Here is a 21,902-nt window from a genome sequence, read left to right as displayed (position 1 = left end):
ACTGGCTTCTCATGCAAATACTATTTTTATTTAATGTTTGATATTTCTATCATTATTCTGATGCTTTAGGCTCAGCAACATTTGCTGTTACCACAAAATGTCCAAATCCATCTTCTATGCGTGGTACAACAGAGCTTGAGTTTGTTGTTTTCTTTGCTTCATCTAAGGCTAAAAATGAATTCATAAAAGCATTTCGATACCAAGAAGAGGCTTCTAAATTTCTTAAAAATTCTGCAACTGTATTTGGATTGTCTGCTCTACCTTCAAAAGTAAATAAATCTCCTACTCTTGAAAATTTTGTAATATATAAATTTTCTGGAATCACACGCGTCAATTCATCCACTAATCTCACAACAACCGGTCTTTGACTTTGTAGCCCTTGTATTAGCTTCATACGCTCAATAACTTGGTCTCGTTGCTCCTGTAAACCTTCGAGTGATTTTAGTTGCTGATCTAAATTCTGATTTGTACTAATAATCAATTGATTTGCTTGCAATTGATCATCCATCTTGTGATCAAAATACAACCACCCACCTCCAACCAACAATGCTCCCAATACAGCGATGCCACCACAAATTGTAATAAATTCTTTTTTATGTTTTTGTCTGAGCTCATCTCGCCAAGGGAGTAAGTTAATTTTTGTCATTAATCAAAACTCCTAAGTGCTAAACCACTAGCGACCATCAATGATGGTGCATCATTTTTAATTTTTTGAATATCTACATTCGAAGAAAACCGCATATGTAATATTGGATTTGCAATCGTTACTCTGTAATTTAATTTTTGTTGTAATAACCGTGAAAGTCCTTGAATATTCGCACATCCACCAGCCAATAAAATATGATCAATATCATGATATTGAGAAGATGAAAAGAAAAACTGTAAAGATCTAGATGCTTGTTGAATAACAGACTCTAAAAATGGTTGTAACACCTGTGAATCATAATCATCAGGCAATACGTGTGTTTTTTTGGCTCGTTCTGCTTCTTCAAATGATAATCCATAATGTCTTTGAATATCGTTCGTCAGTTGTTTTCCACCAAAAATTTGTTCACGGTTATAAATAATTTTATTATGTTGCAAAACGGATAAGGTCGTCATGGTATGACCAACATCCAAAATAGCAATTGTTTTAGTTCCCATAGGAATTGAGTCGGTAAAAAGTTGAAACGCATTTTCTATTGCAAAGTTTTCAACATCTGCAATTTTAGGAACTAAACCACTAAGCTCTATCGCTTCTCGTCTAATTTCAACATTTTCTACACGGGTCAAAACAAGTAGAACATTCACTCGATTAGGTAAAGATAATCGATCTGGTAGTACTTCAAAATCAAGACTAACATCATCTAAAGGAAATGGAATATATTGCTCAGCATCCATCCGAATCTGAACTTCTCGTTCATCATCATGCATGTCTGTATCCATCTCAATGATTTTAGTAATGACCATTGATGTGGGAATTGCGATTGCCGCATATCGCGATCGAAAACTCGTAAAATCTAGCGCTTTTGCTATTGCATCTCCTACATTTTCTGTATTTAGAATATTTTTTTCAATTACACTTCCTTCAGGTAAAGGAATAACTGCATAATTTTCAACCCAATACTCATTATTTCTTACAGAGAACTCTAATAATTTAACAGAAGTAGAACTAATATCTACGCCTATTACCCCATCTTTAGATTTATTGTATAATCTAGGCACTGTTTTTTTCCTATTGTTTTTATTTCCCAAAACGACGTACTAATTAAGTATTGGTTTATAATTTTTATCTGATTAAATAAAGTTTTTAACAATCAGCATCTTTACCAAGATATACTGAATACAATTAGTTTGCCATTAGTCCTTATTAAAACTCACTTGTTATGAAAAAGCCATCTAGTTCAGGTCGTATTCATCCATTTTTTTTATTCATAATTATTATATTTGTCTCAGTTCCAATGGGCTTTTATGGCATGTATCTCTATATTGCCCCGTCACTCCCAGACATGACTTTGCTCAAAAAAGCACCTTTATTAAAACCTTTACAAGTTTATAGTGCTGATAATGAATTAATTGCAGAATATGGTGGAAAATTATCAATACCTGTGGAATATAACCAAATTCCACCCAAATTTATTTCAGCTTTCTTAGCTGCTGAAGATTCTTCTTTTTTTGAACATAGCGGCATTAGTTTCAAAGGACTAGGACGAGCATTAAGTGAGGCAGTGACTGGTTCTAATGTGCAAACAGGTGGCTCGACCATTACCATGCAAGTGGCTAAAAACTATTATTTAAGCCCCGAAAGAACATTAAAACGTAAATTAACTGAAGTATTTTTAGCACGAAAAATTGAACAAAACTTATCAAAAGAGGAAATTTTAACCCTCTATGTCAATAAAATTTTCTTAGGTAAAAATGCTTATGGTATCGCTGCTGCTTCAAAAGTTTATTATGACAAAGGTTTAGATGAACTGAGTATTGCCCAAATGGCAATGATTGCTGGCTTACCTAAAGCACCCTCAAAATACAATCCAGTGGTCAATCCAGATCGTGCTCTAGAGCGTCGCAACTGGATTCTTGGACGTATGCTACAACTAGGTTATATCAATCAAGGGGAATACCAAACAGCAATTGCTGAACCTATCAATTTGAATATGCCTGATCGAAGCATCAGCAATAAATTCCCCTATGTCGGTGAAATGGTTCGTTCAGAATTAGTTCAAAATTTTGGGGAACAATCTATTGATTCTGGCTATAAAGTTTATACCACGATTGACAGTAAGCGTCAGGCATATGCTGAAGAATCATTACGTAAAGGTTTAGAAGATTATGACCGTCGTCATGGTTGGCGCGGTGCGGAAGCGCATGATAAACCTTTAAGCCAATTTACAGCATTTGCAAATACCTATCCTGCAAAAGTCACGCAAGTAAGTAAAAACAGCTTCGATGCAGTCATGCAAGATGGAAAAACAGTAACCGTAAACTGGTCAGGTATGTCTTGGGCTCGCCCCTATCGTAATGCAAATAGCGTAGGTAATGCACCAACAAATGCATCTCAAATTGTTAAAGTGAATGATATTATTCGCTTAAGACCCAGCGAAGATAAAACAACATGGAGTTTAGTACAAATTCCAGCGGTTCAAGGACAAATCATTGCTTTAAACCCCAATAATGGTGCAATTGAAGCAATCGTTGGTGGTTATAACTTTTCACAGTCAACATTTAACCGTGCAATACAAGGATGGAGACAGCCAGGTTCCATCATTAAACCATTCATCTACGCTGCTACTTTAGAACGTGGAATGACTCCTTATACAATGGTTGATGATAGTCCTATTCGTATTGGTAAATGGTCACCAAGAAACTCCGATGGTCGTTATTTAGGCATGATTCCATTACGTCGAGCACTATATTTATCTCGAAATACAGTTTCTGTTCGTTTATTACAAAGTGTCGGTATTGACCGTGCTAAACAATTACTAATGGACTTCGGTTTACAAGAAGATCAAATTCCGAATAACTATACAATTGCTTTAGGTACACCCCAAGTTTTACCAGTACAAATGGCAACAGGTTATGCTGCCTTTGCAAATGGTGGTTACCGTGTTCAGCCTCATTTTATTAATCGAATTGAAGATGCATACGGGAAAGTTATTTATCAGGCAGATCCAGAATACGCATGTATTTCATGTATTACACAGCAAGAAAAAAATCCTACTTCAGCACCCGCTTTAACTCCTGATGATGAAGTAATTGAAACAATTATGGATGATCAACAGCAAGCGATCATGAATGCTGAAGCATTAAATAAAAATAGCCAATATAAACAAGCGCAACGTATTTTAAAATCAAGCTCTGCTTATGATATGGCCAATATTTTAAGAGATGTAATTCAGCATGGTACAGGTCGTGCAGCACTTAGAATTGGTCGTAACGATATTGGTGGTAAAACAGGAACAACAAATGATGCCAAAGATGCATGGTTTGCTGGCTTTAATGGAAAACTCGTTTCTATTGCTTGGGTAGGTTTTGATAGACCAACAACACTCGGTCGTCGTGAATATGGTGGTGTTGCAGCACTTCCTATTTGGACTAACTTTATGGCAAAAGCACTTCAAGGAACACCTGAAGCTTGGGTGACTTTAGACCATAAAGCTAAAGATCCTACACGCCCATCAACCACTCAAGAAACAGATGTTCCTTTAACGATTGATCGTTCTTCACCACCTTTAGCAAGACCGTTATATCGTCCTGCACCAGTAGTTAAGCCACCATCTATTAACGACTTCGATGATTTACCTGAAGAGGATAATCCTGCACCGACTCAGAAGTCACCCACGACTCAAAACAGCAATACTGGAACATCACATCGTCCTAAGGATTCTTTAGAAGATCTGATTCAACAAATTCAGTAAATCTAAGTATTTAATTCAATAAAAAGCCCTCATTCATTGAGGGCTTTTTATTATCTTTAATTAATCTTTGATATTAAGATTTCTTTTTGAATACATAAATTTGATATTGTGCAGTCAAATCAAACTGCTCATGCTGTTCTAAAGCCAAACGACGCTCAGGTTTTGCTTTATATGCATATGGCGTCATTGCAATTAGATTCTTTAAATCTGTTTGATTCAGTACTAAATCGGCACATACAACTTGCTCATCAATCAGCTCAAAAGCATCTGCTAATTGCTCTACAAATTTAGAAGAATCATGTGGTTTTACTTCTTCAAATAAAGCTTCACGCATTGCATATAAATGTTCTGTGGCAGGCGTAACTACCATTAAATAACCTGCAGGCTTCAATACTCTTAAAATTTCAGCTTTAGGAATTGGACTAAACAAACTTGTACAAAGATCAATGGAATGTTCTAGTACTGGAAGTGTTGCCCCTGTTCCAACAACCCAAGTTACTTCCGAATTTAATTTAGCGGCAACTTGTACTGCATTTTTTGCAATATCAACACCTACACATTGCAATACTTCTGCCTGCATTGCATTAGTGTAATAACCTTCACCACAACCAATATCAAGTAAATTTTCAATGCGTAATTGGCGTATTTTTTCAACGACTGCTTGCTGTAATGGTGCATAGTGTCCAGCACTTAAAAATGCTCGACGCGCTTGTACAGATTCGGGAGTATCACCTGGATTTTTACTATGTTTATGCTGAACAACATGTAAATTTACATAGCCTTGTTTTGCAACATCATAACTATGATTCGTTTCACATCGCCAAGTTCTGTCATTCAGTACTAATTGCTTTTGACATACAGGACACATCAGCAGATTCATTTTTTCTCCAAAGCTTTTCAGCCATAAAAAAAGCCGACAAATGCCGACTTTTTAGATTCTATTTGCTTAGCGCAATTTTAAAGTCATTAGACCTAAAACTACCAGTATAATCGTAATAATCCAGAAACGAATTACAACCTGAGTTTCTCTCCAGCCTTTTTTCTCATAATGATGATGTAAAGGAGCCATGAGGAACACACGCTTATTACGCATACGTAATGAACCAATCTGTAAGAATACAGAAATTGCTTCAACTAAGAATACACCTGCCATAATCGCAAATACGATTTCTTGACGAACCATTACCGCAATTGTACCGAGCATCGCACCTAGAGATAATGCCCCAACATCACCCATAAATATTTGTGCAGGATGAGCATTAAACCATAAGAATGCTAAGCCCGCGCCAATCATTGCAGCACAAATTACAACAAGTTCAGATGAATATTTTACATATGGAATATGTAAGTAATTTGCAAAACGTAAGTCACCTGCTAAATAAGCAAATACACCTAAGCCCGCAGCCACTAAAACAATAGGCATAATGGCTAAGCCATCTAAACCATCAGTCAAGTTCACTGCATTTGATGCACCATTAATTACAAAATAAGTAAAAACTAAGAAACCAATACCTAATGGAATTTTAGACAATGGAATACTTAAATCTTTAAAGAATGGAATTAAAACATCCAACATATTTGCAGTGTAAATTGGATTGCCTTGGTTTTGCGCAATAAGATAAAGCGCAATACCTGCCCCTAATGAACCAACAGAAGTCCAAAAGAATTTTTTACGTGCAGGTAAACCAGCATTATCTTTATATCGGATTTTAATCCAATCATCAGCCCAGCCTACAGCACCAAAAATCACCATAACTGCCAATACAATCCATACATATGGATTAGATAAATCAGCCCAAAGTAATGTTGAAATACCAATAGAAAGTAAAATAAGTACCCCACCCATTGTTGGTGTACCCATTTTTTTCGCATGATTTTCTGGAGCGAATGAACTTACCGCTTGACCATATTTTAATGCTTGCAATTTGCGAATCATTACAGGGCCAAGAACTAAACCAATGGTTAGTGCTGTTAAGACACTAAGCAATGATCGCAATGTTAAATAACGAACAACTTGAAATGAGCTGTTGTAGCCCGCAAGCTGTTCAAATAACCATAACAGCATTTATATGTTCTCCATCAAGTCAGCCAGCAAAGTTTCCATGTGGGTAAAACGAGAACCTTTAAAGAGGAAACTCATGGACTGAGGCTGATGTGTTTTAACCAAATCAATTAATAATGGCAATGCTTGCTCTTGTGTTAAAAAAGCCTGCATTTTTTTACCATATTGTGTACTTCTTGCACCTTCTTGCATTGCAGGAGCAAACTCTCCGACAGCAACAACAAAGTTTAAACCTTTTACAGAAACCAAATCGCGCCCCAACATATAATGTTGTTGAGCAGCGCTGTTTCCTAACTCACCAATATCACCGACAACCATCACACGAATACCATCTTGCTGAGCAAGCACTTCAGCTGCTGCTCGCATAGATGTTGGATTTGCATTGTAAGTATCATCAATAAATAAATAATGCTTATGTGGAATAAAATTCAAACGACCTTTAGCACCTGTCGCTTGTTCTAGACCGATAATAATATCTTCTAAAGAAATGCCCAAAGCTAAAGCAAATGCTGCCGCAGCGGTCGCATTTTCAACATTATGCTCACCAGCAAATGGTAAATTTACAGTACGTGAACCTTCAGGTGTATTTAAAGTAAATACCGAAGCTTGAGGCTGTAACTGAACGTCAGTTGCAAATACTTCACCATCTTGACCAAAGCTTAATACTTTTTCAGTTTTTACCACTTGGCGAATTTCAGCGCTAAAATCATCATGTGCAGGAACAATTGAAGTTCCTTGTGCATCAACATGCGCATAAATTTCAGATTTAGCACGACAGATCCCATCACGCCCACCGAACTCACCCAAATGAGCAGTACCAATATTTAAAATACCTGCTACATGAGGTTGTACAAGATCAGACGTATAGTCAATTTCACCTTGATGACTTGCACCCAATTCCATGACCGCATATTGGTGTTCTGAACGTAATTCTAATAACATCATTGGAACACCTAAATCATTATTTAGATTTCCACGGGTAATTAATGTCGGTGCAATACGTGACAAAATACTGCCTAACATTTCTTTCGTTGTTGTTTTACCACTACTTCCAGTTAAAGCAATGACTTTAAGTTGTGAATTTTTCTTACGACGATAAGCACCCAAATGTCCTAATGCTAAACGTGTATCTGCAACTACAAGCTGACAAATATCTGCATCAATAGGATGACTTACAATCGCAATTTCACAGCCCTTTTCAGCCACTTGAGCAACGAAATTGTGTGCATCAAATTTCTCACCTTTTAAAGCAAGAAATACATCACCTTTTTCTGCATGACGAGAGTCAGTTAAAATACGTTTCACAAGACCTGTAGGAATGCGACCATTGTGCCACTGTCCCTGAGTTGCTTCTTGTAATTGTTCAATTGTCCAAGGCTCTAAAGGTACCGTACTTGTCGTTGAGGTATGCATGAATCTCTCCTATTGAGCTGGATATGAATTAGTTTGTGCATGTTGATTCTGAACAGCTGAAGTCACTTCAACCACATCATCAAACCAATGTCGAACACCATCAATTTCTTGATAGTTTTCATGTCCTTTTCCTGCAATCACCACAATATCGCCTGCTTGAGCTTGCTGAACAGCAAACTTAATCGCTTCACGACGATCATGAATTTCATGGACAATATGATTTTCAAACTGAATGCCCGCTTTCATATCTGCGAAAATTTGTGCAGGATCTTCAGTTCGTGGATTATCTGAAGTAATTAATGCAACATTGGCATAATCAAGTGCAGCTTGAGTCATCAAAGGACGTTTCCCTCGATCACGATCTCCTCCACACCCAAAGACTGCCCATAAATTTTGTGATACATGACGCTTTAAAGTTTGTAGAACTTGAATTAATGCATCTGGCGTATGAGCATAATCGACCACAAATAAACGTTCATCATCACGTATAACTTGCATTCGTCCCGGTGCACCTTTCAACTTAGGCGTCACGTGAATAAGGTCTTGTAAATTAAAGCCTGCTTGCTCTACCGCAATTAAACTTGCGACTAAGTTTTCAATATTAAAATGACCCAATAATGGGCTATTTACAACAAACTGACCTTGAGCAGTAATGAGTTTAAAGTGTGCCCCACTTAGACTATATTCAATTTCTTGTACTTGATAATCTGCTTTTTGTGTCGTTGAATACGTTAAAATTTTAGGTTTTGATTGATTATTCCTTGCTGCATCCAACATTACAGATGCATGTTCATCATCAATATTAATAATCGCAACTTTAAGTGATTTAAATTGGAATAACCGAGATTTTGCTTCCGCATACGCCTCTAATGTTCCGTGATAATCCAAATGATCGCGACTTAAATTACTATACGCAGCAATTTCAATATCACAGCCATTTAAACGACCTTGCTCCAAACCATGCGAACTTGCTTCAATTGAAGCGAATTCAGCACCTGCTTGAGCATATTCATGTAACGCATTTTGTAAATGTAATGCATCTAATGTTGTATGAGATGAAGCTTCCAAATGAGGTAAAATACCATTTCCAGTGGTTCCCATCACTGCACATTTTTTGCCTTGTAGCATTAATAATTCAGCAATTAAACGTGAAATTGTGGTTTTCCCATTGGTTCCTGTTACCGCAATAATTTTTGCAGGTCTAACAGGTTGAGTCGCTTGTAAATACTGCTTTTGCCACTCGCCCATTAACTGACGTACATTTGGAATGACTAGATTATTTTCTAAAGCCAAATCTATTTCAGAAATTACGCCTAAAGCACCTAAATTTAAGGCAGCTTGAGCAAATTGAACTGTTTTTTCAGGTTGTGACAAAGATGTAAGCGCAATAAAAATTTGCCCTGCTGTTACTTTGCGACTATCCAGATTAAACCCTTGAAAAGGCTGCTGAAGCCAACTTTCAGGATTTTCAATGGTGTATAGATCTTGAAAAGATATTGACATTTATCCACCTATTTACTGGACTTTGGGAGTATCTAAAGGTTTATCTAAGGGTACATTCAATAAACGTAAAGATTCTTGCATTACACGTGCAAATACAGGAGCAGCAACAAGCCCTCCATAATATTGACCTTTTGGATTTTCAACGACCACAACAATGGCTAATCGTGGATCACTTACGGGTGCAACACCTGCAAAAAGTGCACGATAATCTGTTTGTGAATAACCTTTACGATCTGGACGTAATTTATGTGCTGTTCCTGTTTTACCAGCAACACGATAGCCAGGAATATTCGCTTGTTTTGCTGTTCCACCCGGTAAAGTTACAGCTTCCATCATAAGTAAGACTTCATCTGCAATTTTCGGATCTATAATTTGCTCACCTTGTGGTTCTTCATCTAATTTATACAAACTTAAAGGCATTTTTTTACCTTTATTGGCAATCATGGCATAAGCATCTGCCAATTGAAGTACGGTGGCATTTAAACCATAACCATAAGCCATTGTTGCAACTTCAGATACATTCCATTTGCTCTTTGGCAAAATTAGACCCGCACTTTCCCCTGGAAACTTAACTGCTGAGCGCTCACCAAAACCAATACGCTTATAAAATGTTGGTAATGCTTCATACGGTAAAGATAAAGCAATTTTTGCAACACCAACGTTTGAAGATTTTTGGATAATTCCACCAAGTGTTAAAGAACCGTAGTTATGCGTATCTCTAATTGTATGGTTACCAACGCGCATAGAACCTGGTGCCGTACTTACCACAGTATTTGGCATATATTTGCCACTTTCCAGTGCCATAGCAACAGTCAAAGGTTTCATGGTTGAACCAGGCTCAAATGAGTCAACCGCGCCACGGTTACGCATCGCATCTTTATTCGATAAACCATTCTTATCATTTGGATTATAAGAAGGCCAAGATGTCATCGCTAAAATTTCACCTGTTTTGACATCAACAGCAATAGCAGTTGCAGAACGCGCATTGTTTGCAACACCTGCTGCTGTTAATTCACGGTACATAATATATTGTAATCGTGAATCAATACTCAGCATGATGTTTTCACCAGCTTCAACTTCTTTTACAACTTCTGGATCTTTAACTCGATTTCCACGTTTATCACGAATAATCTGTTGTTGCCCATCTGTACCCGCTAAGCGAGTATTCAATTGCATTTCTAATCCTTCAATACCTGAACCTTCACTATTCGTTAAACCAATAATTTGAGCACTTGGTTGAGGCTGAGGGTAATAGCGTTTGTAATTTTTTTCTGTATATACACCTTGGAAATTACGTTTTGCAATTAATTCTGCTTGTTGCGGTGGAACTTCCTTTTTCAAAACTAAATAACGTGAACGAGGGCGCTCATTCATCTTTTTACGTAATTCAGCACGATCCATCCCAACCGCATCTGCTAACTCATCTAAATTTAAATTTTTATCAGGTAATTGACGTTTTAATTTACGATTATCAGGATCTTTCTTTAATTCTGCTGTAATTTCGTCATATAGCTTTTTAGTTTCAAAATAATCTCTCGGATCAATAACGACCTTCATGATTGGTGTACTAATTGCTAAAGGAACACCATGACGATCGTAAATCACGCCACGCATTGCTTTTACTGTTTCAGTTCGTTGAATATTCGCATTCAATTTATTTTGCAAAAAATCATGATTTACAATTTGAACGTAAAAAGCACGTCCTACCAATGCTAGAAAACATAGAATAACAAAACCCCACATAAGGTAATACCGCCACATATCAACATGGACAGCATTTCGATCTGTGACTGACTGTTTTTTTCGTGTTGGTTTTTTACGAGAATCTGACATGAATCACGAATCCTACTTTTTATCTTCTGTTTTCATCGGCAAAGAAATTACAACGGTTTGTTTTGCAGGTGGTGAATACATTCTCAATTGTGTCACAGCTCGTGTCCCAATTTGTGCTGTTGCACCAAATGTTTGTTGCTCAATCAACAAGCGCCCCCATTCAGCATTCAAATCATCACGCTCACGATAGTATTTACTCAGCTCACGATAATCATGGCGATATTCAAAAACTTGAAACACCACCATAACAGCACTGCCTAGAACTAAAATAAGTAACAACACGTAATAAAAAACTTTAGGGTTTTTTATTTTTGTTTTCACATTTTCAATAGAGACTGTTGTCATTATTTTTCCACTATTTTTCAAGTTTCTCAGCTACTCTTAGCCATGCACTACGCGATCTTGGATTCGCCTTAACTTCTTCTTCGCTTGCACGAATACGTGAAATTTTTTTAAGACGTCGTGTATCTTCTTGCTTTTGTGGCATTCCCCACCCTGTATCTTCAGCAAGCGTAGATTCTTTTTGAATAAATTGTTTAATTAAGCGATCTTCTAAAGAATGGAAACTAATAACAGCCAAACGAGCATCTGGCTTTAAAATATCTACCGCTTGCGGTAAAAAGTTTTCAATGTCTTCTAATTCTTTATTAATCGCAATACGAATAGCTTGGAAAGTACGTGTTGCGGCATGTTTATTTTTTTCCCATTTAGGATGCGCAACTTTCACAATTTCAGCTAACTGACCTGTAGTTTCTATATAACCCGCATTTTTAATTGCTTTTGCAATACGGCGACTATAACGCTCTTCACCATATTTAAAAATATAATTTGCTAATGCTTCTTCTTCAATATTCACTAACCATTCTGCTGCCGTTGGACCTTGTGAATTATCCATACGCATATCGAGCGGTCCATCTTTCATAAAACTAAAACCACGCTCAGCCTGGTCTAGTTGAGGAGATGAAACACCCAAGTCAGCCATCACACCATCAACTTCATGAATATCCAGTGTAGCAAGCTCTGCTTTTATATCTGCAAAACTTGCATGAATAATTTTAAATCTTGGGTCTTCTTTTTCAAGTTCTGCTGCAACTGCAAGTGCTTGTGGATCTTTATCAAACGCATAAACAGATGAATTTTCATCTAACTTTGAAAGCAATAAACGAGTGTGCCCGCCTCGCCCAAAGGTTCCATCGATATAAATTCCTGTATTGCGATCTGCCAACAGAGCATCAACAGTTTCATAAAGTAATACAGAAATATGCGACATAAGCGGAATCAATCTAAAAGCTATAATTTAACTGTGTATTATTACCTTGTTTTTGAAAAGCTCCAAACGACTTTTTGTTCGTAAATATTACTTTCTATAGAGAAAACCGTTTTTTGTATTTATTCTTATACAAAAAAAGCCCCATAAATGGGGCTTTTTTTCAATATTTAGACAAATTAGCGTTTTGAATTATAAAGCTGATCAAAAATAGCGCCATTTGCAAAATGTGTTTTTTGAGCATTCGACCATCCACCAAACACTTCATCAATCGTAAATGTTTTTAATGGTGGAAATTGATTTCTATATTTTGCCAAAACTTCTTGATTACGTGGACGATAGTAGTGCTTTGCTACCATATTTTGCCCAAGTGGAGAATACATATAATTAATATATGCCGTTGCTAACCATTTATTACCATCCTTTTCAACGGTCTTATCAACAATTGCAACTGAAGGTTCAGTTAAAATAGAAACTGATGGATAAATAATTTCAAACTTATCCTTACCTAATGCTTTTTGAGTCACTAAAGCTTCATTTTCCCAAGTTAAAAGCACATCGCCAATACCACGCTCAGCAAATGTTGTCATAGAAGCACGTGCTGCTGAATCCATCACTTTTACATTATGATATAACTTTCCAACAAAAGCTTTTGCCTTAGCTTCATTTCCACCTGGTTGCGTTAACTCATACCCCCAAGCAGATAGATATACCCAACGAGGTAAACCACCTGTTTTTGGATTTGGCGTAATAATCTCTACACCAGGCTTAACAAGATCTGGCCAATCTTTAATATTTTTAGGATTTCCCTTCCGTACCATAAACACAATAGTTGAAGTATAAGGCGCTGAATTATAAGGAAACTCTTTTTGCCAACCTGGCTGTATTTGCCCTGATTTAACAATTTCATCAATATCATTAGCTAAAGCAAGTGTAACAACATCTGCTTTTAAACCATCAACAACAGCACGTGCTTGTTTTCCTGATCCACCATGTGATTGTTTAAAATCAACTTTTTGACCTGTTTTAGATGTCCACCATGAACCAAATGATTTATTGAATTCATCATAAAATTCACGTGTCGCATCATATGAAACATTTAAAAATTGACGATCAGCTGCTTGTAAAGTTGTTGTTAAACCAAAACTTGCAATCAATACAGTGGCACTTATTAGCGCTTTAAAAGAAGTTTTCATGACATTTGAATCAGAATTATTTGAATAAGATCAAATATATGAAAAGTCGAATTAAAGTGCAATCAAATACATTTAGTAGCAAAGTGAACAATTAGAAAATAAGACTCTGTTTTTCATCATAATTCAAATAAATTTTACTTATTCACAATATATACATTTTTAAGAAATGAATATCAATAAAAAAGATAAGGTATTTTTCATTATTATTTTTCGATTTTACTAAATAATGATTTTTTCACTATCTTTAAAATAAAATTGCAATTTGAACATATTTTATTTTAGTTAAAGGCTTTCATGTCATTTTTTTTGCTTACTTATGATGCAAAAATACAATAAACAACTCACAATTATTAACAATTTCTAATGAATTTCATCGAAATCAAATATGAAAGAAGTCTCATTTGATAAAAAAAAATAATTTAATTTCACAAATATTAAGGATAAATTGATCACTTTTTGTGTTTGATTGTAATTTTTTTGTAAGCTTTGTGACATACATCTTATTTTTGATTACAATTTGTGTTTATATATTAACCATAATATAAAAAACTGTAACTAGATTTTGATCAAGACATAAATATCTTCAAATAAGCAAGGGGGTTCAAAAATGAAGTTTAAAACACCGTATATATTCTGCTTATGTATGGGCATTACATTACAATTCAGCCATGCAGCAAGTGTAAATTCAGTACAATCAAAAAAAATTACACCACTAAATAAAAGTTCATTAATTGAAAAGGCATTAACAGATAAAAAACTGAAAAATACAGAATCATGTAACAATCAATCAAATATTGTTAAACATCATACTTTAGCACCAACTCAAGCTTTTTTTTCAAATCAAAATCAACATTTTAGTAAATTAATACAGGCAATACTCCCCCAAAGTCGTGCTCAACTTTAAATACAAGTTACTCTCTTCATAAAAATAAAAATACACTCCCAACACATTCCAATGAATTAAACAGAATGTAATTAGGCTTTTTCGTTATAATAGATTTAATTTACATTCTGAATAATATCTGGTTATGACAGTTCGTACTCGTATTGCACCTTCACCTACAGGTTTTCCTCATGTAGGTACTGCTTATATTGCACTTTTCAATTTATGTTTCGCTAAACAACATGGTGGCGAATTTATCCTTCGTATTGAAGATACAGACCAACTTCGATCAACACCCGAATCAGAAAAAATGATTTTAGATTCATTGCGTTGGCTAGGATTAAACTGGTCTGAAGGTCCAGATATTGGTGGTCCTCATGCACCATATCGTCAATCTGAACGTATGGGTATCTATAAACAATATGCTTTAGAACTTGTTGAAAAAGGTCATGCTTTTTATTGTTTTGCAACAGCTGAAGAACTTGATCAAATGCGTGCAGAACAACAAGCTCGTGGCGAAACTCCTCGTTATGACGGTCGTGGTCTAAATTTAACTCAAGAAGAAGTTGAACGTCGTTTAGCAGCGGGTGAACCACATGTTATTCGTATGAAAGTTCCAACTGAAGGTATTTGTAAATTTAATGACATGCTCCGTGGCGAAGTAGAGATTCCTTGGGCTCAAGTTGATATGCAAATCCTTCTAAAAACAGATGGATTACCAACTTATCATCTTGCAAACGTTGTAGATGACCATTTAATGGAAATCACTCATGTCATCCGTGGTGAAGAATGGATTCCATCTGCACCAAAACATCAGTTGTTATATCAATATTTTGGTTGGGATATGCCAGTGCTTTGCCACATGCCATTATTGCGTAATCCTGATAAATCAAAATTATCTAAACGTAAAAACCCAACATCAATCAACTATTATAAAAATATTGGTGTATTGCCAGAAGCGCTTCTTAACTATTTAGGACGCATGGGTTGGTCAATGCCAGATGAACGTGAAAAATTCACTTTGGCTGAAATGATCGAAAACTTTGACATTAAACGCGTATCTTTAGGCGGCCCAATCTTTGATGTTGAGAAGCTTAATTGGTTAAATGGTCAATGGATTAAAGGTTTAACACCTGGTCAATTACTTGATACATTATTAGCTTGGAAAGCAGATCGCCAAACTCTTGAAGATATTGCCGCTGCAATTCAACCTCGTATTAATCTTTTATCTGAAGCTGTGAACTGGGCAGGATTCTATTTCAACCAATTCCCGAACATCACAAAAGAACAATTTGAAAGTAAAAAATTGTCTGAAGAACAAGTTCGTCAAAGTCTTCAATTTGCAATTTGGCGTTTAGAAAGCATGTTTACTTGGAATAATGACACTGTCAGCCAAGTACTTATGGATCTTGCAAATCAAATGGAAATTAAACTCCGTGATTTCATGCCGACCTTCTTTATTGCAATTGCAGGCTCAACAAGCTCAACACCTGTAATGCAATCAATGGTAACTATTGGCCCTGATCTTACTTTTGCTCGCTTACGTCACGCACTAGAAATTGTAGGTACACCGAGTAAAAAAGAAACAAAAGCATGGGAAAAACTCAATGAAAGCCTAAAATTGCCGAAAAATGATGCAATCAATGAAGCTTAAGTGATTTTTTAGTTGACGTATGGATGTTATATCCCTAATATAGCGCCCATACAGAGACACAGTGTTAAACACTGAATCTGATGCCTCAATTGTCCCTATCGTCTAGAGGCCTAGGACATCGCCCTTTCACGGCGGTAACCGGGGTTCGAATCCCCGTAGGGACGCCATATTTAAGATGGCGACATCTTATAAAAAAGCTCAAGCATTATGACTTGGGCTTTTTTATTGCCTGAAATTTCACAATCAAGATATTTATGCTAGGATTTTGGCTTTCTTATATATTTCCGATTAAAATAACGCATAAATGAAAATTCTGGAGTCGTAATGCAATATCGTTGCCCTAAATGTCAAAGTCCAAAAATTATGCCTGTTGCACAACCTGGGGAAACTGCAGCACGTCCAGTTGTACCAAAAAGTTTAGTTTTCCTTATTCCTGCAGTTTTACTTTTACTTTTACTTGTTTCTATTAGTATTGCTCTTTGGTTATTTAGCAACGGCGCTGGTCAAACCCTACAAATTGCAACAGTAGTTGTCTTTATTGTATGTGTTATTGCAGGCTTCATGTTCTATCGTGATTTACCAGATTTTAAAATCTCTATGCAATCATTTATGCAATCACAAAAAAAATGGAAATGTCGTGAATGTAATAATGAGTGGGAAGTGTAATACCCCCACTCTATTTACATCAACATTAATGATGATGCGAATGTTCGTGTGAATCATCATGATGTATATGATGATGTTCATGAAGCTGAGTACAATCCTCAGCTTCAACCTGTAACGTCATTTCAGTAACAGCATAAGTATGACGAAGTAATTCCATTGCTTCCAAATACAACGCTTTATGATTTGCATGCGGTGCATATAGGTGTACCGTTAAATGAATATTCTTCGATGTGATTGCCCAAACTTTAAGTTGATGAATGCTCTCCACATCTTTTAAATTCAGTAAATCCGCTCTCAAAGCTTCAATATCTATTTCCTCTGGAACACCTTCCAATAAAATATTAATACTCTGTTTTAATAACATCCATGTGCGTGGTAATACCCATACTCCAATGAGAATCGCAACTAAAGTATCAACCCACATCCATCCTGTAAAATAAATAACAGCCGCGCCAATAATTACCCCAACAGAACCAATTGCATCACTTAAAACTTCTAAATACGCCCCTTTTATATTCAAACTATCCTGTGAACTTGAAAATAAAATACGCATAGAAATTAAATTAATAATAAGCCCTAGCACAGCCACGATCATCATGCCCATACTTTGAATTTCTGGAGGATGTGAAAAGCGTTGATAAGCCTCATATAAAATATAAATTGCAACAACAAAGAGCATTAATGCATTAAATAATGCAGCAAGAATCTCAAATCGCTGATAACCAAATGTACGTTTATTATCAGCAGGCATTTTGCCAATTTTAATTGCAACCAATGCAATAGCCAAAGCAGCAGCATCGGTAAACATATGAGCTGCATCAGAGATTAATGCCAAGCTTTCTGTCATAAAACCAGCAATCACCTCCACAACTAAAAAAATTGACGTTAAAATAAGTGCAAATGTTAATTTTTTTGCATTCTCTTCAGTCACAACAGCATGACTATGATCATGACCATGATGCCCACTCATAACAGACTCCTTATTTCATAAAATGCGCTCTTATTCATACTCATTTTCACGCATCTTATAATTAGATTAATTCAAAATTTAAGTTATCAAAAACACTCTATCCATTCCTGATTCATCATAAAGGAGGAGGTTTTAATACATTTAAATAAGGAGATTGATAAAAGTTTTTATCATCTATGTATTCAGAAATACACCCCATACACGCTGTATCCTGATCAAAAACAATAAATATCGGCTGAATAGCAATATAAAATGACCACAACAAATGATCACCATGCTGATCATCAAATTGATTTAAATTTTTAATAAATTGAGAAGATAAACTGATTGGATTTTGTAAATTTTTTCCAGAGTACTCATATTCAAAATGACTCTGAATCCCACCGTGAGTTGTTGATTTATGCACACAATAAACTAAAGCTGTACTCCAAGTACTTTGGAATACAAATAAGCTAAAGAGAATGGTAATCAAAAATTTTGAATACTTCATGTGCCACATTCACAAAATTTGATCACAATATTAACAATCACACATAGCGTAATAAAATTACATTTACTTAATTTCACACATAGAAAAATATTTTTTTTGTAAACACCCTAAACATAGACAATAAAAAACCAGCCCTTAGGCTGGTTTTACAATTAAATGGGATTAACCACCAATTTTACGATATTTTTGACGCTTCGTAACCAAGTCATCACCATCACGTTTTTGACGGTATGCTTCAAACTCAGCATAGTTACCAGTGAAGAATTCTGGTGTTTCACCTTCAAATGACAAGATATGCGTTGCAATACGGTCTAGGAACCAACGGTCATGCGAGATCACCATTACAGTACCTGGGAATACAAGAATTGCATCCTCAAGCGCACGTAAAGTTTCGATATCCAAGTCGTTTGATGGTTCATCGAGTAAGATTACGTTTGCACCCATTTGCAGGATTTTTGCAAGTTGTAAACGGTTACGCTCACCACCTGACAATTGACCTACACGTTTTTGCTGATCTTGACCTTTAAAGTTAAAGCGACCGATATATGCACGTGATGCAATTTCGTATTCACCAATCTTCAAGATATCTAAACCGCCAGAAACTTCTTCCCAAACCGTTTTATTGTTATCTAATGTGTCACGAATCTGACCAACATAAGCCACTTTCACAGATTCGCCAAGTACCACAGTACCTGTATCTGGTTGTTGCTCGCCAGTCATCATACGGAATAGTGTTGTTTTACCTGCACCGTTCTCACCTACGATACCTACAATCGCACATGGTGGAACAACGAATGATAAATCTTTATAAAGCGTACGATCACCAAATGATTTGCTGATGCCTTCCACTTCCACAACCTTATTACCTAGACGTGGACCAGGTGGAATGTAGATTTCTGAAGTTTCGTTACGTTGTTGGAATTCACGAGAGTTAAGCTCTTCGAAGCGTTCCATACGTGCTTTATTTTTCTTTTGCTGACCTTTGGCATTTGAACGAACCCATTCAAGTTCTTTTTTCAATGCTTTAGCAAAAGATTCTTCTTGCTTGTTCTCTTGTTCTAGACGCGCATTTTTTTGCTCTAACCAAGAAGAGTAGTTACCTTGATAAGGAATACCCATACCACGGTCAAGCTCGAGAATCCACTCTGCTACGTTATCTAAGAAATAACGGTCATGCGTAATTGCAACAATTGTACCTGGGAAATCTTTCAAGAAACGTTCCAACCAAGATACTGAAGAAGCATCTAAATGGTTCGTTGGTTCGTCAAGAAGTAACATGTCTGGTTTAGACAATAACAAACGGCAAAGTGCTACACGACGACGCTCACCACCTGAAAGCTTAGATACATCAGCATCCCAAGCAGGAAGGTTTAACGCAGCAGCAGCTTGATCCATTTGGTTCACAATATTGTGAGCATCCCATGAATGAATAATTGCTTCTAATTTTTCTTGCTCTTTTGCAAGTGCATCAAAATCTGCATCTTCAGCAGCATATTCAGCAAACACTTCATCAAGACGAGCTAAAGCATCAAGTGGCTCACGTAAGCCATCTTCAACGTTACCACGAACATCTTTAGTCTCATCCAAAGGTGGTTCTTGCTCTAAATAACCGATTTTAATACCGGGTTGAGCACGTGCTTCACCTGAGAAATCTTTATCTACGCCCGCCATAATACGAAGCAAAGTAGATTTACCTGCACCGTTTAAACCAAGTACACCAATTTTAGCACCTGGGAAAAATGACAAAGAGATGTCTTTTAAGATTTCGCGTTTAGGCGGAACCATCTTAGACACACGGTTCATCGTGTAAATATATTGGGCCACGTAGGACTCCTCAATAGAAAACTAAATTTGGGGGGGGAAACAAAAACCCCAACTCAAATGAGTGAAAAAATAATCGACTATTATACCCTTAAAGCAATAAAAAAATAAGCTATAGAGCACAACTTCAATGGATTGTTACAAGTTTTATTCTGTATAAAAACAATCCTAAAGATGCTAATCATTAGATTATTTCAACAGCCCTCAAATAATTTCATCTTTATGAATAAATTAACTATATTTTCCCAAAAGATTCACATTTAAAAAGAATAAGCAGTGCTAGACTGATCAAATAAGAATCTATTCAGGATGATAGGAAATTATGACTTATAAAGATGAAACGCTTGCTATTCATGCAGGATACACACCGGAAGCAACAACAAAGGCTGTTGCTGTCCCTATTTATCAAACAACATCTTATGCTTTTGATAATACTCAGCATGGTGCAGATCTATTTGATTTAAAAGTCCAAGGAAATATTTATACACGCATTATGAATCCCACAACTGCTGTTCTAGAGCAACGAATTGCTGCACTAGAAGGTGGAATTGGCGCCTTGGCTTTAGCTTCAGGTATGGCTGCAATTACGTATGCAATTCAAACAATTACTGAAGTGGGTGACAATATTGCTTCTGTTTCAACACTCTACGGTGGTACTTATAATTTATTTGCTCACACTCTTCCTAAACAAGGTATTGAAGTCCGTTTCTTTGACTACAAAAAACCCAAAAATCTCCATCAAATTATTGATGAAAAAACCAAGCTCGTTTTTGTCGAATCTATTGGTAATCCACTTGGAAATATTATTGACTTAGAAGAAATTTCAAAAATTGCTCACGAATACGGCATACCTGTTATTGTTGATAATACGGTAGCAACACCTGTATTACAAAAATCTTTTGAATTTGGTGCAGATATTATTGTGCATTCATTAACAAAATATATTGGTGGGCATGGTAATTCTATTGGTGGCATTATTGTTGATAGTGGCAAATTCCCTTGGGGAAAATATCCAGAACGCTTTAAAACATTAAATACTCCCGATTCAAGTTATCATGGGGTAAATTACGTTGAGGCTTTAGGTCCAGCAGCCTATATTACCCGTGCACGTGTTGTTCCACTACGCAACACTGGAGCAGCAATTAGTCCACATAATGTTTTCCTTATTTTACAAGGTCTAGAAACATTAAATTTACGTATGGAACGACATACCCAAAATGCTCACAAAATTGCTGAATATTTAAAAAATCATGCAAAAGTAAGGTGGGTCAATTATGCTGGCTTAAAAGATCACCCCGAACATGAATTAGCTCAAAAATATGTAAAAGGAAAACCATCTGCCATTCTTTCTTTTGGTGTCCAAGATGGCCGTGAAGGTGGGACTCGCTTTATTGATGCACTTCAATTATTTACACGTCTAGTAAATATTGGCGATGCTAAAAGCTTAGCTTGCCATCCTGCAACAACAACACATCGCCAACTCAACCCAGAAGAATTAAAAACAGCAGGTGTTAGCGAAGATATGGTTCGCCTTTCTATTGGCATAGAACATATAGATGATTTAATTGCTGACTTAGATCAAGCTCTTTCATGTGTTTAAACTAAACTAAGCAGTCATCTCAAAAAATCCCTTCTTTAACAATAAAGAAGGGATTTTCAAACATACCTTATCTTTGATTTAAAAAATATTCATGCTAATAATATTGCTGTCCATCTGAATGAATATGAAGAAAAACTTCATATTTCA

Annotated in this window: 18 protein-coding genes and 1 tRNA gene; 6 read left to right on the top strand and 13 right to left on the bottom strand. The window is 36.1% G+C overall.

Annotated elements, in window-relative coordinates:
* Nucleotides 1-52 precede the first annotated feature (52 nt).
* Both AOY20_RS05245 and AOY20_RS05240 read right to left on the bottom strand, forming a co-directional pair.
* The gene (locus AOY20_RS05245; protein ID WP_054580888.1) at nt 53-646 is read right to left on the bottom strand and encodes a PilN domain-containing protein; all 594 of its coding nucleotides are present in this window, start codon (nt 644-646) and stop codon (nt 53-55) included.
* The gene (locus AOY20_RS05240; protein ID WP_054580887.1) at nt 646-1,704 is read right to left on the bottom strand and encodes a pilus assembly protein PilM; all 1,059 of its coding nucleotides are present in this window, start codon (nt 1,702-1,704) and stop codon (nt 646-648) included. Before AOY20_RS05240 ends, AOY20_RS05245 begins: the two co-directional genes overlap by 1 nt.
* Nucleotides 1,705-1,865: 161 nt before the next feature.
* On the opposite strand from AOY20_RS05240, the gene ponA reads away from it, so the two are divergent.
* The gene (gene ponA / locus AOY20_RS05235) at nt 1,866-4,397 is read left to right on the top strand and encodes a penicillin-binding protein PBP1a (RefSeq protein WP_054580886.1); all 2,532 of its coding nucleotides are present in this window, start codon (nt 1,866-1,868) and stop codon (nt 4,395-4,397) included.
* A 73-nt stretch (nt 4,398-4,470) separates the two neighbouring features.
* Here ponA and AOY20_RS05230 read toward each other — a convergent pair whose 3' ends face one another.
* From AOY20_RS05230 to AOY20_RS05195, 8 genes are all read right to left on the bottom strand, one after another.
* The gene (locus tag AOY20_RS05230; protein ID WP_054580885.1) at nt 4,471-5,277 is read right to left on the bottom strand and encodes a putative RNA methyltransferase; all 807 of its coding nucleotides are present in this window, start codon (nt 5,275-5,277) and stop codon (nt 4,471-4,473) included.
* 66 nt (nt 5,278-5,343) lie between these two features.
* A complete protein-coding gene (gene mraY, locus AOY20_RS05225; RefSeq protein ID WP_054580884.1) occupies nt 5,344-6,462 on the bottom strand; it encodes a phospho-N-acetylmuramoyl-pentapeptide-transferase in 1,119 nt (372 codons plus the stop codon).
* Entirely contained in the window at nt 6,463-7,872 is a 1,410-nt protein-coding gene (locus tag AOY20_RS05220; RefSeq protein ID WP_054580883.1) for a UDP-N-acetylmuramoyl-tripeptide--D-alanyl-D-alanine ligase, read from the bottom strand.
* A 9-nt stretch (nt 7,873-7,881) separates the two neighbouring features.
* Nucleotides 7,882-9,375, bottom strand: a complete 1,494-nt coding sequence (locus AOY20_RS05215) for a UDP-N-acetylmuramoyl-L-alanyl-D-glutamate--2,6-diaminopimelate ligase (RefSeq protein ID WP_054580882.1) — start codon at nt 9,373-9,375, stop codon at nt 7,882-7,884.
* 12 nt (nt 9,376-9,387) lie between these two features.
* Complete coding sequence (ftsI, locus tag AOY20_RS05210; RefSeq protein WP_054580881.1) at nt 9,388-11,208, bottom strand: penicillin-binding protein PBP3; 1,821 nt, start codon at nt 11,206-11,208, stop codon at nt 9,388-9,390.
* A 12-nt stretch (nt 11,209-11,220) separates the two neighbouring features.
* The gene (gene ftsL, locus AOY20_RS05205; protein ID WP_417855682.1) at nt 11,221-11,574 is read right to left on the bottom strand and encodes a cell division protein FtsL; all 354 of its coding nucleotides are present in this window, start codon (nt 11,572-11,574) and stop codon (nt 11,221-11,223) included.
* The gene (gene rsmH, locus AOY20_RS05200) at nt 11,564-12,478 is read right to left on the bottom strand and encodes a 16S rRNA (cytosine(1402)-N(4))-methyltransferase RsmH (protein WP_054580879.1); all 915 of its coding nucleotides are present in this window, start codon (nt 12,476-12,478) and stop codon (nt 11,564-11,566) included. Before rsmH ends, ftsL begins: the two co-directional genes overlap by 11 nt.
* 176 nt (nt 12,479-12,654) lie before the next feature.
* Nucleotides 12,655-13,671: a sulfate ABC transporter substrate-binding protein gene (locus AOY20_RS05195; protein ID WP_054580878.1), complete on the bottom strand. Its 1,017-nt coding sequence runs from the start codon at nt 13,669-13,671 to the stop codon at nt 12,655-12,657.
* Between the two features lie 607 nt (nt 13,672-14,278).
* Here AOY20_RS05195 and AOY20_RS05190 point away from each other — a divergent pair.
* The 4 genes from AOY20_RS05190 to AOY20_RS05175 all read left to right on the top strand — a co-directional run bounded on the left by AOY20_RS05190 (nt 14,279) and on the right by AOY20_RS05175 (nt 16,874).
* A complete protein-coding gene (locus AOY20_RS05190; protein ID WP_144424757.1) occupies nt 14,279-14,575 on the top strand; it encodes a hypothetical protein in 297 nt (98 codons plus the stop codon).
* 124 nt (nt 14,576-14,699) lie between these two features.
* On the top strand, nt 14,700-16,208 hold the full coding sequence (gene gltX, locus AOY20_RS05185) for a glutamate--tRNA ligase (RefSeq protein WP_054580876.1): 1,509 nt from the start codon (nt 14,700-14,702) through the stop codon (nt 16,206-16,208).
* 91 nt (nt 16,209-16,299) lie between these two features.
* A tRNA-Glu gene (locus AOY20_RS05180) sits at nt 16,300-16,375 on the top strand.
* A 157-nt stretch (nt 16,376-16,532) separates the two neighbouring features.
* A complete protein-coding gene (locus tag AOY20_RS05175; RefSeq protein WP_054580875.1) occupies nt 16,533-16,874 on the top strand; it encodes a hypothetical protein in 342 nt (113 codons plus the stop codon).
* A 25-nt stretch (nt 16,875-16,899) separates the two neighbouring features.
* Here the strand turns inward: AOY20_RS05175 and AOY20_RS05170 are convergent, their stop codons facing one another.
* The 3 genes from AOY20_RS05170 to ettA all read right to left on the bottom strand — a co-directional run bounded on the left by AOY20_RS05170 (nt 16,900) and on the right by ettA (nt 20,158).
* Nucleotides 16,900-17,844 (bottom strand): cation diffusion facilitator family transporter, encoded by a 945-nt coding sequence (locus AOY20_RS05170; RefSeq protein WP_054580874.1) that lies wholly within the window; start codon nt 17,842-17,844, stop codon nt 16,900-16,902.
* A gap of 115 nt (nt 17,845-17,959) precedes the next feature.
* Nucleotides 17,960-18,334 (bottom strand): hypothetical protein, encoded by a 375-nt coding sequence (locus tag AOY20_RS05165; RefSeq protein WP_054580873.1) that lies wholly within the window; start codon nt 18,332-18,334, stop codon nt 17,960-17,962.
* 162 nt (nt 18,335-18,496) lie between these two features.
* Entirely contained in the window at nt 18,497-20,158 is a 1,662-nt protein-coding gene (ettA, locus tag AOY20_RS05160) for an energy-dependent translational throttle protein EttA (RefSeq protein WP_054580872.1), read from the bottom strand.
* 319 nt (nt 20,159-20,477) lie between these two features.
* On the opposite strand from ettA, the gene AOY20_RS05155 reads away from it, so the two are divergent.
* The gene (locus AOY20_RS05155) at nt 20,478-21,755 is read left to right on the top strand and encodes an O-acetylhomoserine aminocarboxypropyltransferase/cysteine synthase family protein (RefSeq protein WP_054580871.1); all 1,278 of its coding nucleotides are present in this window, start codon (nt 20,478-20,480) and stop codon (nt 21,753-21,755) included.
* Nucleotides 21,756-21,902 lie beyond the last annotated feature (147 nt).

Origin of the sequence: Acinetobacter equi (genome assembly GCF_001307195.1) — a bacterium.
Classification (GTDB): Bacteria; Pseudomonadota; Gammaproteobacteria; order Pseudomonadales; family Moraxellaceae; genus Acinetobacter; species Acinetobacter equi.
Note: the sequence above shows the minus strand (reverse complement) of the source record. Positions and strands in the feature narration are given on the sequence as shown.